The sequence below is a fragment of the Sinorhizobium kostiense genome (assembly GCF_017874595.1).
Lineage (GTDB): Bacteria > Pseudomonadota > Alphaproteobacteria > Rhizobiales > Rhizobiaceae > Sinorhizobium > Sinorhizobium kostiense.
Map to the genome: position 1 here is coordinate 699,288 of NZ_JAGILA010000001.1, position 13,380 is coordinate 712,667.

Annotated in this window: 11 protein-coding genes; 5 read left to right on the forward strand and 6 right to left on the reverse strand. The window is 62.5% G+C overall.

Annotation, left to right across the window (positions count from 1 at the left end; all coding sequences use genetic code 11):
• Position 1 precedes the first annotated feature (1 nt).
• Positions 2 to 862 carry a CoA transferase subunit A gene (locus J2Z31_RS03115; RefSeq protein WP_209600412.1) on the reverse strand — a complete coding sequence of 287 codons (861 nt, stop codon included), beginning with the start codon at positions 860 to 862 and terminating at the stop codon, positions 2 to 4.
• Positions 863 to 1,030: 168 nt separating this feature from the next.
• Here J2Z31_RS03115 and J2Z31_RS03120 point away from each other — a divergent pair, with 168 nt between their 5' ends.
• Positions 1,031 to 1,786, forward strand: a complete 756-nt coding sequence (locus J2Z31_RS03120; RefSeq protein WP_209600413.1) for an IclR family transcriptional regulator — start codon at positions 1,031 to 1,033, stop codon at positions 1,784 to 1,786.
• 70 nt (positions 1,787 to 1,856) lie between these two features.
• Here J2Z31_RS03120 and J2Z31_RS03125 read toward each other — a convergent pair whose 3' ends face one another.
• Entirely contained in the window at positions 1,857 to 2,537 is a 681-nt protein-coding gene (locus J2Z31_RS03125) for a peroxiredoxin-like family protein (RefSeq protein ID WP_209601047.1), read from the reverse strand.
• Between the two features lie 411 nt (positions 2,538 to 2,948).
• Between J2Z31_RS03125 and J2Z31_RS03130 the strand changes: the two genes are divergently transcribed.
• Positions 2,949 to 4,292: a polysaccharide pyruvyl transferase family protein gene (locus tag J2Z31_RS03130; RefSeq protein ID WP_209600414.1), complete on the forward strand. Its 1,344-nt coding sequence runs from the start codon at positions 2,949 to 2,951 to the stop codon at positions 4,290 to 4,292.
• Here J2Z31_RS03130 and J2Z31_RS03135 read toward each other — a convergent pair.
• The 4 genes from J2Z31_RS03135 to J2Z31_RS03150 form a co-directional block, all read right to left on the reverse strand.
• Complete coding sequence (locus tag J2Z31_RS03135) at positions 4,227 to 5,690, reverse strand: lipopolysaccharide biosynthesis protein (RefSeq protein WP_209600415.1); 1,464 nt, start codon at positions 5,688 to 5,690, stop codon at positions 4,227 to 4,229. The genes J2Z31_RS03130 and J2Z31_RS03135 overlap by 66 nt on opposite strands.
• Positions 5,687 to 6,868, reverse strand: a complete 1,182-nt coding sequence (locus J2Z31_RS03140) for a glycosyltransferase (protein WP_209600416.1) — start codon at positions 6,866 to 6,868, stop codon at positions 5,687 to 5,689. Before J2Z31_RS03140 ends, J2Z31_RS03135 begins: the two co-directional genes overlap by 4 nt.
• A gap of 11 nt (positions 6,869 to 6,879) precedes the next feature.
• Positions 6,880 to 7,965, reverse strand: coding sequence for a glycosyltransferase (locus tag J2Z31_RS03145; protein ID WP_209600417.1), 1,086 nt, complete (start codon positions 7,963 to 7,965; stop codon positions 6,880 to 6,882).
• A 397-nt stretch (positions 7,966 to 8,362) separates the two neighbouring features.
• Entirely contained in the window at positions 8,363 to 9,223 is an 861-nt protein-coding gene (locus J2Z31_RS03150) for a ferritin-like domain-containing protein (protein WP_209600418.1), read from the reverse strand.
• Between the two features lie 256 nt (positions 9,224 to 9,479).
• Between J2Z31_RS03150 and ggt the strand changes: the two genes are divergently transcribed.
• From ggt to J2Z31_RS03165, 3 genes are all read left to right on the forward strand, one after another.
• A complete protein-coding gene (ggt, locus tag J2Z31_RS03155) occupies positions 9,480 to 11,225 on the forward strand; it encodes a gamma-glutamyltransferase (RefSeq protein WP_209600419.1) in 1,746 nt (581 codons plus the stop codon).
• Positions 11,226 to 11,370: 145 nt separating this feature from the next.
• On the forward strand, positions 11,371 to 12,195 hold the full coding sequence (pcaD, locus tag J2Z31_RS03160; protein WP_209600420.1) for a 3-oxoadipate enol-lactonase: 825 nt from the start codon (positions 11,371 to 11,373) through the stop codon (positions 12,193 to 12,195).
• Between the two features lie 128 nt (positions 12,196 to 12,323).
• On the forward strand, positions 12,324 to 13,379 hold the full coding sequence (locus tag J2Z31_RS03165; RefSeq protein WP_209600421.1) for a 3-carboxy-cis,cis-muconate cycloisomerase: 1,056 nt from the start codon (positions 12,324 to 12,326) through the stop codon (positions 13,377 to 13,379).
• Position 13,380 lies beyond the last annotated feature (1 nt).

Genomic DNA, 13,380 nt, shown 5'->3' on the forward strand with positions numbered 1-13,380 from the left:
CTTAGGCAGCCTTGACCGAATTCTTCGCGGCATGGCGGGCGAAGTCTTCCGGCTTCGCGTCGAGCACGTTCTCCTTGATCCAGGCGGTGAAGCTTTCCCGATCGCGGGCTATCTCGTCCCAGCGGATGTAGAAGGCGTTGTTCCGCGCATAATAACCGTGCGCGTAGGAGGGGAAGGCGCCGCCCGGTACATGGGCTATCGCCGTCACCACCCAACTTGGCAGCACCACGGAATTTGGGGAGGGTGGGGCGAGTTCCTCGACGATCTCCTCGACGGTGACGATCGAGCGCTTGGCGGCCAGCACCGCCTCCTTCTGCACGCCGACGATGCCTTCGATCAGCACGTTGCCCTTACGATCGGCGCGCTGCGCATGAATGATCGTGACGTCTGGCCGGATCGCCGGCACGGCGGCGAGTGTCTCGCCGGTAAAGGGGCAGGTGACGCTTTTGATGTTCGGGTTCACCTTGGGCAGGTCGGCGCCGATATAGCCGCGCAGCATGGCAAAGGGCAGGTTTGCCGCGCCCGCTTCATAGGCGTTCGCCATTGCCGCATGTGAATGTTCCTCGATCTCAAGCGGCCGCGGCCACTGGTTCTCAACCGCGTCACGGAAGCGGTGAAGCGAGCCGACGCCGGGATTGCCGCCCCAGGAGAACTTCATGGCCCGGGCGGCGCCGACGCCGATCAGCTGGTCATAAAGGATGTCCGGCGTCATGCGGATGAGGAACAGGTCCTTCCTGCCCTGGCGGATGACCTCGTGGCCCGCCGCATAGGGAATCAGATGCGTGAAGCCTTCCATGGACACGGCGTCGCCGTCGCGGACATTGTCCGCCACGGCTTCGGCAAGCGGCTGGATGCGAGCCATTATCTCCTCCAATGATTTGCCGGACTGTCGAGGGCAGGTGCCACCCGCGTCAGCGGCAACTGCCGGAAATAAGCGCCTGTTTCTTCCGCCGGTCAATTTCTTTTGTGCGCTATTTGACATTTGTTTGTATACCGCACAAAGTCGGCAATGAAAGAGGAAGCGCGGACCATGCGAGAAACGGATTTCGTCAGTGGATTTGCACGCGGCCTGAAGGTCATCGAGGCTTTTGGCGAGGCACGGCCGCGGCTATCGATCGCCGAAGCCGCCAAGATCACCGGGCTCGACCGCGCGACAGTGCGGCGTTCGCTGTTGACGCTGTCGGAGCTTGGCTACGCGGATTATGACGGCAAGTTCTTCACGCTAACGCCGAAAATTCTGCGGCTTGGCCATGCCTATCTCTCGGCGACACCCCTGTCGATGATCGTCCAGCCCCATCTCGACCAGCTCTCGGAGAAGGCCGGCCAGAGCGCCTCAGTCTCGGTGCTCGACGGCACCGAAGTGGTCTATGTGGCGCGCGCCTCGCAGCGGCGGGTGATGTCGATCAATCTGATGCCGGGTTCCCGCCTTCCCGCCTATTGCGCCTCGATGGGTCGGGTGCTGCTCGCCGCGCTTCCCGAAACGCAAGCACGCGAAATTCTTTCCCGTACGGAGTTGAAGGCCAATACGCCGCGGACGAAGACCGATCCGGAGGAGCTGATGGCGGAGCTTCGCCGCGTCCGCGAAGAAGGCCATGCGGTGATAGATCAGGAACTCGAACTTGGCCTATGCTCGATCGCGGTGCCGTTGATGAACGCCCGCGGCCAGGTGGTGGCGGCACTCAATATAGGCGCACCGGCCGCCCATGTCGCGGCATTCGAACTGGTTGAACGATACCTGCCGTTGCTTCAGGAGACGCAAGCGGCACTGCGGCCGCTACTCCGATAGTGCGAAAGCTTTGATGGCGAGACGCCTGACGCTGGCACCGCCTGCCGGCGGTCCGAGCAAGTATCTGATGTCAAGATGCGACTTGGGCGGCTGCCGAAATCAATTCTTCGGGATTGAGCGCGCGGCACATATTCCGGCCTTCCCCCTCCACTTCGGTGAAGCTCCAGCGCACCACACCGTCGCGGTCGAGGAGGAACTGACCGACAAGCTGCAAATGGCCGGGCACTCTCACCTGCTGATCGGCTTCCATGATCTCGTAGCCATCCTTCTCGTTGAGCAGGTCGCCCGCGGCGGCTGGATTCATCGGTTCAGGCAGTTCTCCCGGCTGCTCGACCCTCATTGTCATGACCATATCCATTCCGACTTTGCTTGGCCAATCGGTCTCATTCTCCGTTATTTCGAGGAGGGGCAGACCGAAGGCACGGTGCGAAACTCGCTCCGGATCGGATGCAGCAAGAAGACCGGATATCGGATGGTAGCGAAAATAAAGTCTCGCTCTTTCAACCGGGGTGTTTACCACCGCCAGAGAGTGGATGCCTTTTTCCCGGAGGGCCGGGTTCAGCTGTGCCATTGCAGCGACATGGCGTCTGCAGAACGGACACAGCAGGCCCCGAAACAGACCAATCAACACGGGGCTACGGCCGCGAAACTCATCAAGTGCGATCGTCCCGTCACGTGAGACCGCGTCAAGCACGACGTTAGGGGGCCGGTCGCCGGGTTGTAACGGTTGGACAGCATAGCGCATAGACATACCGACCTCCTCGCCGCAAGAACTATCAGCAAGGCAGCACGACAAGCATTTCGAGGTCGGCTCGCGCGAGGCGATGTCCTGCTGCAACGTCGGAACAACATGAGGATCCCGCCATGCTGGCGAGGTCGAAATCAAGCGTTGCAGACTTGGCCTCTGTTTGGCATACCGCCGGGTCCAAGCGCAGCATGGCCCCACATTGGCGCACGAGCAAGCGGTAAACGAGGAATCGTGCCGATGCACTAGCGTTCGTACCGTCAGAACCTTGGCAAGGCACGGCCATGAATTCACCAAAACTTCACGACAGAACGCATTGCTGGTTGTTCTTCGAAGATGGAACAAAGCCTGCAAGTCGCAAATCAGCCGGCGCTACCTCCTTATCTTCAATGGCTTTTCACACGGGGATGACGAAGCATGAAAGTTGTAGTCGAAAACACCGTCTGCCTGAACACGGGCGATGCGGCGATCCTTCTCGCGATCCGGCATATCCTGAAAACGATCCTCGGCGACAGTGCCGAATTTCTCGTGTTCGACAGCCAGCCGGAGATTGCGGCACGTCTGTATCCCAAGGAGGATTATCCCGACATCGAACTTCGAAAGCTCCCGTCGGAATCGTTCTTCAAGTACAAATACGACGAAAACACCGTCAAGAACGCGCTGAAGCAGGTCTATAACCAGGCGGTGTTCCACGCTCTTCGCCACGTGGGCAGCGGCAATTATCTCGATCGGCGTTTCTTCAGCGACGACGATCGAAAGAGCCTGGCGCTCTACAGGGACGCCGACCTGGTGATCACCACCGGCGGTACCTACCTCGTCGAGAACTACTCGCTCGAGCGACGCATCAATGAGTTCAAGGTCGGCGAGATGCTCGGCAAGAGACCGATCTTCTTCACCCAGTCGCTAGGTCCATTCGACAAGCCCTATAACCGCAGAATGCTGCAGCCGGTATTCGCGCGGAGCCCGCTGATCCTGCTGCGCGATGAGCGCTCGCGCGAGCACATACTCGACCTCGTAGACAATCCCGAAAAGTGCCATGTCGTCGCCGATGCCGTCTTTGCGCTCGCCGATGTGGAGCGGGTCAAGGCACTCACGATCGTCGGGCGCCCGGCACCGACGGGCCGGGTCGGCATTTCGGTGCGGCACTGGCACTATGTGAAGGACGGCGAGGGCGGCATGGGTCGCTATATCGATTCCGTCCGCGAGATCGCGACGCGGCTCGTACGCGATCACGGCAAGCAGGTCACCTTCATCTCCACCTGCCAGGGCGTGCCGGAATATGCGCACGACGATTCGAAGACGGCAACGGTGATTGTTGAGGGGCTCGCGCCTGAGATCGCGAGCCACGTCACGGTCGACGCGTCCTTCCACACGCCGGAACAGTTGATGGCGGCGGTCAAGGAATTCGATTTCGTGGTGGCGACCCGCATGCACATGATGATCATGTCGCTTTGCGTCGGAACGCCGGTCTTGCCGATTGCCTACGAGTTCAAGACCAAGGAGCTTGCCAAGCGCATCGGCGTTTCCGACGTGCTGCTCGACATCGATGCGGTGACGCCGGACGAGGCATGCGGAAAGCTCGACCGCTTCGTGGGCGCGCTGGATCACTATCGCGCCGTCAGCCTCGGGGCGGTGCTCGAGGAGCACGCCTCGGCCATGTCGGCGGCGGATCTCATCCGCCCGCTGCTCGACCGCTCAGCGCCGAAGGGCGCTCAGCCCCCGCTTGAGGACGTCGAGGAGGACCTGGCGCGGCTGGCGTAGGGCGAACGCGAAGACAAGCGCCACAGCATAGTTGAGGCAGATGGCAGAGCCGAGCGCAAGCGTGTCGGAGGTTCCGGTCAGCGATTCCGGCAGCTGGCCGTAGCCGAGCCAGGCGACAAGCGCCGATCCAAGAAAGAGACCCTGCACCAGCAGGAAGTCGCCTGCCGACACCGGCCCGAGCCGCTGCAGGAGCCATGCCAGCACGGGAAGGCGCAGGATATAGCCGCTCACCGCATAGGCGGCGGCGAGGCCGACGGCGCCCCATTGCAGGCCGACCATGAAGGCGACCACGGTCGTCAGCGACGAGTAGATGCCCCAGCGGAACATCGTCTTCGTCTCGCCTTGGCAGATGAAGATCCAGCCGGTGGTGCTCGAAACCGGCTGCATCAGGCTGGCGACCCCGAGCCAGGTGAAGATCGGCGCGACCGGCAGCCATTTTTCGCCGAAAAGGATGCTGACGGTCGGCGCGGCCGCCATGGTGAGCGCCGCGATGCCTGGCATCGTGATCATCGCGAGCAGCCAGTTGGTGCGCAGATAGATGTCGCGAAAGCGCGCCTTTTCCTCCTGGATGCGGCTCATCAGCGGGATCATCACGCGGGAAAGCGGCTGCGTGATGTTTTGCAACGGGAACAGCAAAAGTTTGTAGGCACGGTCGTAATAGCCGAGTTCGACCGGCCCTGAAAACTTGCCGATCAGGATGTTGTCGAGATTGCGGGAGAGGAAATTGACGAGATTGAAGCCCGTGAGATTGGCCCCGAAGGAGATGATGTCCCGGTCGACCCTGAACTCCGGTCGGCCGGGCATCCATCGTGTCGAAAGCCACGCGGCGATCAGCGCGAGCGAGGCGGAAGCGGCGGGGCCGATCACCAACGACCAATAGCCCATGCCGAACCAGGCTGCCGTGGCGGTGACGAGAAGGCCCGCGAATGCCGCACAGACGTCGTTCAGCGCGAGTTGACCGAATTTCAGATGCCGGTTCATCAGCGCGAGCGGCAACGCCGCGAGGCTGCCGAGAAGCAGAGGCAGAGCCGCGGCGATGGCGATCGCCGTCATCCGCCGATCACCGTAAAAGGCAGCCACAGCCGGCGAGAGCGCGACGACGACGGCAGTGCAGACGAGGCCGACGAGGGTGCTGATCCAGAACACCTGGTTGAGTTGGCGCTCCGTAATCTCCTTGCGCTGGATGACGGCCTGCTGCAGCCCCAGATTCTGGAACAAACCGACGAAGGCGACGATCGGGCTGACGGAGGCGACGAGACCGAAATCCTCCGGTGCCAGCAGACGGGCGAGCACGACGACCGAGACGAACTGGATCGCCATGCGAACCGCTTGCGCGCCGCCGGTGACCAGCCCGCCGTGAAGCGCGAGACGGCCGAATTGCAGGTGTTCTTTGTTCAAGCGGCTCGCCTCGCTTTGCCGAACTGGCTGAGGATAGCGGCGAATTCGTCGTCGAGACGCTCCATGTCGAACTCCGTCTCGACTTTTTTCCTTGCCTCCCGACTGATCGCCTCGCAGCGCTCCGGATGCTCGGCGATGAAATGAAGGCGGTTCGCAAGCGTCTCGAAGTCCCGTTCGGGCGCCAGGAATCCCGTTTCCCCGTCGTCGATCAGTTCGGGAATGCCGGAGTGGTCGGAACTGACGACCGTCAACCCGGCGGCCATCGCTTCCATCAGCGCCACCGGAATGCCTTCGACATCGCCGTTCCTGGCGGTGACGCTCGGCAGGACGAAGGCGTGCGAACGCCGCAGCCATCCCTTGACCTCCTTGTGGGCGAGGCTGCCAAGGAAAGTGACCCGCCCGGCGATACCGAGCCCAGCTGCAAGCGTTTCGAGGCTCTTGCGCAATGGACCGTCGCCGATGATCGTATAGTGCCAGGCAAGCTCCGGCGCCCTCGCCGCCAGTTGGCCAAGCGCGCGAAGCGCGAACTCCACACCCTTCTTCTCGGCGAGCCGGCACACCGAGATCAATTGCAGCGCCGTGCCGCGCCAGGACTGCCAGCTGTAAGGAATCTTCTCGAGGTCGATACCCATGTGGTGCACCGCAACCTTCTCCTTGGGCGCCCCAGCCCCGACCAGGGTGCGACGGAAGAGATCGTTCACGGTCAGGTTCAGCGTGCCGTACCGGAAGAGGTCGCGATAACGGCCGAGATCTCCCGCATGCATCGGGACGCCGACATCGTAGCCATGAAAGATGGTGACGATCGGGGGCTTCAGCCGCTTCCATTTCTTCAGCCGGGCGGCGCGGGCGCCATTGTGGCCGAAATGGGCAACCACGACGTCGCAGCCATTCAGCCTTGCCACCGATGTGAGGTCGAGGGCGGTCGACAGCTTGTCGTGAAGCTTCGGCGGCAGGCGCCGCAAGGTGGGGCGAGCGCGCGCCGCCGCACCCCACCAGTCACGGGTTCGCTTGAGGAGCGTTGCGACGGGCTCCTGGCCGCGATGGGCGGTATGATTGTCCGAAATGCCGTTGCAGACGACTTCGATCTCGAAGCCGCGGTTAAGAAGGCCGGCCATTTGGCCGACGACGAAGGTCTCCGACAATTGCGGAAACTGCCCGACGACAAAACCGATGCGCATGCCTGCTCGCCTCAGGACGCTTTGCGCTCAGTGGGGCGGCCTGCGGCGGCGCGCTCGAGAACCTCGAGAAAGGCCGCGAACTGCCGCTCCGGCTGCATCTGCGGGCGTTCGGAGAATCGCGTCGCGGCCGCCGACAACCGCTCATACTCGGGCCTGTCGCTCCAGAGGCGCCGGATGGCCCCCGTCCATTCGTCGATCGGCGCGTCATAGTCGAGCACGATGCCGCCTTCGCCGATCGCTTCGGGCAGTCCGCCGCGACGCGAGCCGACCACTGGAATGCCGCTGCAATGGGCTTCGGAGGCCACCCGGCCCCAGGCCTCTTCCCACTTGCTCGGCGCAAGCAGGATCCGCGTGCGGCCGTAAACGGTCTTCATGTCGCTGGTGCGGCTTTCAAGCCGCACGTTCTTGAGAGGCGCGATGATCTTTTCGATCTCCGCGCGATGATCATCGGCAAGCTTCCAGCTTTCGACGAAGAGGAAGGGGATGTCCGGGCAATGGGCGGCGATCTGCACCGCCAGCTCAAAGCCCTTCTCCTGGTAGGGATTGATGAATGTGACATACTGCCCGCTGGTTGCGGTCCTGTAGGTCGCGGGATTGATCGTCGGCGGGATGACGACCGAATCGATGCCGAACTTCTGCTTGTAGGTTCGGGCGGTGAATTCCGAATTGGCAATGTAGAGAGCGGCGGTCAGTTCGCGCAGGTCGCCGGCGAGCTCTTGAAACTCGACATTTCTCAGATAGACGACCAGGGGTACCCCGTATGCCTCGAGCGCCTTGCCGATCGGCACGGACTTGTGGCACTGCACCACGGCAACGTCCGGCTGGAGCTTTTTGACGGCAACGCCCGCCGCTTCCCAGGGAAACCAGCCGCGAATGACCGGGTAGCCCGGAAAGTTGTCGATGACTCCGCGCTCGCCGGACAACTTGAGCTTGAATCGCGCCCTCAGGCCGAAAAGGCCGTCACCGAAGAGCGCGGCCAGGACCCCGGCCTCGTGACCGCGGTCGCGCAGTTGCTGGACAAGATGATGCGTGCTCGACTGAACGCCGCCGCTGAACTCGGGATAGTAGCCATTTCCGCCGGCAAACAGAACTTTCATACAGTTATTTCCCCTTCATAGAGACACCTTGCCGTGCTCGCTTGTGCCCTCCCGATAAGCGAAGCGACATGCACAAACGGCACAATGACGGCAATTGTTGGGTCGCTCAAAGAGGAAGGGGTGCAACTTGCGATTTTCTGGCCTGCAATTGGCCGACTGGCCTGAAGCTCGGCGGAATCATCCGGCCGCATGTGCGCGATCCTCCAGTTAGGGGGTGAACATACGAAACAGAGGTGCCGCATTGCTGCGCATCGGCAGAGTGTCACGGCGGGGCTATATCGTCAATCGACCTCGCCCGTTCGGGTTAGCCCGAAAGGGTTACCGTGTAGCCAAGCATTGGCGCGAAAGTGCCGGCTGCTTCTGACCAAGCATCCGGCCGGTTCGCGGCTCGTTGCCCTCACGTGCTCTTGATCGCGCCGTTCATGCCCTCTGGATAGAAGCCGCCACTAGAAGTGCCGTCCTTGTCGCTCAGGTAAACTATTCGAAGCACTTCCTGCGGCGTGCGGCTGAACGCCATCGCATCTTGAGTGGAGGGAACGAAGTTTGCCTTTCCTTCTACCTGGATGCCCTGATCCTTGTCTTCCGAACCGTCCACCTTATCGCGAGCGTCTGAGATCGCGTTGGCTGCCTCCCAGGCTTTCTCGCCCATCCTGTAGAGCTGCGATCGTGCCATGCCCATATGATAGGCCTCGACTGCGAGGATGCCGGCTGCCGCCTCCAGGTGTTTTTTCTCTTTGATGAGCGGCGCCGCGCCAGCATAGGCCGTGACGCCGACGTCTTCGAAGAGCATTCCTCCGAGAAGGAAGGTCATGTCGTTTGCGAAGGGATCGAAGTCACTGCCGAGACCGGCCGCTTCGGCCGCACCCTTGAAGCCGGCCTCAAAATCGATGGCGGGGCGGCTCACCGCCTTTTCGCCAAGCGTCTTTCGATAGAAGCGGACATGCGCCAGCTCATTTTGCGCCAGCTCTTCTCCGAACTGGCGAATGTACTTGAATTCGAAGTTGACCTCGTGACCACCCTTGACCTCTCCGGCCTTGGATCCGATGTCCTCCTCGGCTATGCCTCTGCCGGTGGTGCCGCGCAGATAGTATTCCGCCTCCATGTATTCCAAGTTCAGAGCGAAATTGAAAATGTCTTCGTCGGATAGGTCCGACTGAGCTCTTGCCGGCGACGCGCCCAAGATGCCGGCCGCGGAACCGAACGCTGTCCCAAGCCCAAGCAGCAGCGTGTGTCGGCGTGATAAGATTAGTCCTGCCATTTCAGCCTCCGTCTGGAAAGCTCGCGCAGACGTGGCGGATCCGATAGCGGAACGTGCCGTCCCGCGAGTTGATCCTAACAGCAGGAGGAGAGGGAAGTTCCGCTCCATTTACCTGCGATGAGCCGTGGAAGCGTCATCGCTGCGATGCATCGAACATTAGCTCTGTTGGCGGCGGGATTTGATGCTACAGTCAGTGGTTGAAGCTCCGATTAAGAGTCGCAGCGCGGCACGAGCGCGCGTAAGGCGGGGGGTGTCCATGAAGACTTCCAATCTGAAACGTCTGTCCTTCGCGCTTCTGCTGGCGTTTTCCGCGGTATTGCCGCATCCGGCGTGGGCGGCATCGCCGGCGCCCGTCAAAGCCGAGCACGGCATGGTGGTCACTGCCCAGCATCTCGCCTCCGATGTCGGACTGGAGGTGCTGAAGAAGGGTGGCAATGCCGTCGATGCGGCGGTCGCCGTCGGCTACGCCCTTGCGGTGGTCTACCCGACCGCCGGCAATATCGGCGGCGGGGGCTTCATGACGATCCGCTTCAAGGACGGCAAGTCCACCTTTCTCGATTTCCGCGAACGCGCGCCGCTTGCCGCGACAAAGGCAATGTATCTCGACGACCATGGCAACCTCGTCAAAGGCCGGAGCACCGATGGCTATCTCGCCGTCGGCGTGCCCGGGCCGGTAGCGGGCTTCGAGTTTGCTCGATCCCGCTACGGAACGCGGCCGCTGAAGGAGTTGATCGAGCCGGCGGTCAAGCTGGCGCGGGAGGGCTTCGTTCTGCAGCAAGGCGATGCCGATGTTTTCGAGCGCGCGGCCGAGCGGCTGGCGAAGGATGCGGCTGCCGCGGCGATCTTCCTGACGCCCGAGGGCAAGCCGCGGGCTGTCGGCGATCGCCTGGTCCAGACCGATCTTGCCGCCTCGCTGTCAAGAATCGCCGAGGAGGGGCCGGATGCGTTCTACACGGGCGCGATCGCCGACCTCATCGTCAAAGCCAGCGCTGAAAAGGGCGGCATTCTTTCCAAACAGGATTTCGAGCAATATCGGGTGCGCGAGCTCGAGCCCGTCAAATGCAATTATCGTGGCTACGAAGTCGTCTCGTCGCCACCGCCCTCCTCGGGTGGCGTGATCATCTGTGAGATCCTGAACATTCTCGAAGGCTACCCGCTTCCCTATCTCGGCTACGGCTCCGCCGAGACCGTGCATGCAATGGTCGAGGCCATGCGCCACGCCTATGTCGATCGCAACACGGCACTCGGTGATCCCGACTTCGTCGAGAACCCGGTCGCCAAATTCACGAACAAGGCCTACGCCGAGGAGATCCGAAAGAAGATCGACCCGTTCAAGGCCGGGGTATCCGAGTTGCTGAAGCCGGCGGGCTTCGGCGAGAGCAGCGAGACGACGCATTATTCGATCGTCGACGACGAGGGGAACGCCGTTGCCGTCACCTATACGCTGAACGGCTCCTTCGGTGCTGGAGTCGTGGCGCCCGGGACGGGCATCCTGCTCAACAACGAAATGGACGATTTCACAGCCAAGCCCGGAGCACCCAATCTCTACGGGCTGGTGCAGGGCGAGGCGAACGCGATCGCCCCGGGCAAGACGCCGCTTTCCTCGATGAGCCCGACGATCATCTCCAAGAACGGCGAACCCTTCATGGTGATCGGCAGCCCAGGCGGGGCCCGCATCATCACCATCACGCTGGAGGCAATCCTCAACGTGATCGATCACGGCATGAATATTCAGGAGGCAGTCGACGCGCCGCGAATCCACCATCAATGGCTGCCGGACAAGGTATTCATGGAGCCCTATGCGCTCTCGCCCGATACGTTGAAGCTGCTCTCGGCGATGGGTCACGACGTCGAGATCGACGAGAACTGGACGATCTGGGGACAGGCGACCGGCATTCTCGTCGGTGGAGAAAGCGTGAGCGAGATCCAAGCGGGTGGTGGCGCACGCTACAACGGCGCCGTCGACAGCCGCATCGGCGCCGGCGCGGCGCGAGGTTATTAGGTCCTGAGACCAGGTCGTTGCAGCGGAAAGCGGCAAGCTCAGTCCGTCAGCCTCAACTGAACGTTCCGCTTGCAGATGCGTTTCGCTAGCAGCCATTTTGGCTGCGGCGCTGTGGGGCGCCCCTTGGCGACAGAGGAAATCTGCTATGCAGTTCGCCCGAATCAACGATATCACCATCCACTATCGCTTGGTCGGCGCCGTCACGGAAAGGCCGGTTCTCGTCTTCATCAACGCGCTCGGCACGGACTTCCGGATCTGGCGTGATGTCGTCCTCAATCTCGCCGGCGATTACGCCATGGTGCTCTACGACAAGCGTGGCCACGGCCTTTCCGATGTCGGCCAGGTTCCCTATTCGATCGAGGATCACGCGAGTGACTTGGCTGGGCTACTCGAGCGTCTCGCCGTCAAGCATGCGATCGTCTGCGGGCTGTCGGTCGGCGGGCTGATCGCGCAGTCGCTTTACCGGCTGCGCCCCGATCTGGTGCGCGCGCTCGTGCTTTCGGGCACTGCGCCCAAGATCGGCGCGGCCGAGATGTGGGACGCCCGCATTGCCGCGGTCGAAGCGCACGGCATCGAAGCGATCGCCGATGGGGTGCTTGAGCGCTGGTTCACGCCGGCGTACCGTCGCCCGGAGAATGTCGCCTTCGTCGGCTATCGCAACATGCTGGTTCGCCAGCCTCTCCAGGGCTATCTCGGCAGTTGCGCCGCGATCCGCAATGCCGATTATACGGAAGCCGCAAAGAAGATCGCCGTGCCGGTGCTCTGCGTCGTCGGCGATCAGGACGGCTCGACGCCGCCGGATCTCGTGCAGGAGATGGCCAGGCTTATTCCCGGGGCCCGCTATGAGGTCATTCGCGATGCCGGGCATATTCCCGCGATCGAGCAACCCGGGGCGCTGGTCGCGGCGATGCGCGGCTTTCTTGCCGCTGCCGTGCGAACGAGCAAAGCCCGCGCAGGACGTGCGCCGTAAAGGGGCTCGGGGAGCTTGCCGCGACCGCCGCGGAGCCTACTTATCTTTCAATTACATCTCCAGGGAGAGACGCAAACAATCCTCCTGGACCACGCCATTCTCAGCCGTTCAGAACCTGGAGATGCGGAATGACCTATTCGGCCTTTGACCACCCCTATCTATCGGGACTGCTTGGTGACGAAGCGGTGGCGGCTGAGTTCTCCGTCGCCGCCGATATCCGTGCCATGTTGTCCTTCGAGGCGGCGCTCGCACGCGCCGAAGCGCAGCATGGCGTCATCCCGCATGCGGCCGCTGATCGCATAACGGAGGCCTGCCGAGGCTTTTCTCCGGACGTCGCCGCCTTGCGCCGGACGACGGCGATCGACGGCGTCGTCGTGCCGGAACTCGTCCGCCAATTGCGACTAGCCGTCGGCGAAGCGGCGGCGGAGCACGTTCATTTCGGGGCCACCAGCCAGGACACCACCGACACCAGCCTGATGCTGCGGCTGAAGGCGATCGCCGAGCTTTTCGCCGCCCGGCTGGGGACCGTCGTTTCAGCACTTGAGGACTGCGACCGCCAATGGGGGCAGCGGCCGTTGACCGGCCACACACGCATGCAGCCAGCCATTCCGATCACGGTCGCCGACCGCCTGCGTAGCTGGGTCGAGCCACTGCTCGACCATCAGGACAGGCTGGAGGCTATGGAGGGTGACCTGTTCGCCGTGCAGTTCGGGGGCGCAGCCGGAACGCTTGAAAAGCTCAAGGACAAGGCGGACGCCGTGCGCGAAACCTTGGCCGAGGAACTGTCGCTCATCGACTGGCCGCAATGGCACAGCCAGCGTTCGGCGATCGCCGATTTCGTCCACCTGCTTTCGCTGATCACCGGCAGCCTTGGCAAGTTCGGTCAGGACGTCGCCCTGATGGCGCAGGCGGGCGACGAGATCGTGCTTTCAGGCGGCGGCGGCTCCTCGGCCATGGCGCACAAGCAGAACCCGGTCGCAGCCGAGGTGCTGGTGGCGCTTGCGCGGTTCAACGCGACGCAGGTCTCCGGGATCCACCAGGCGCTGGTGCACGAGCAGGAACGCTCGGGCGCCGCCTGGACGCTCGAATGGCTGCTCCTGCCGCAGGTGGTCGGGGCAACGGCCGCCTCGCTGAGGCTTGCCGCAGATCTCGCGGGCAATATCCGGCGGCTTGGAAGGCTGTGAC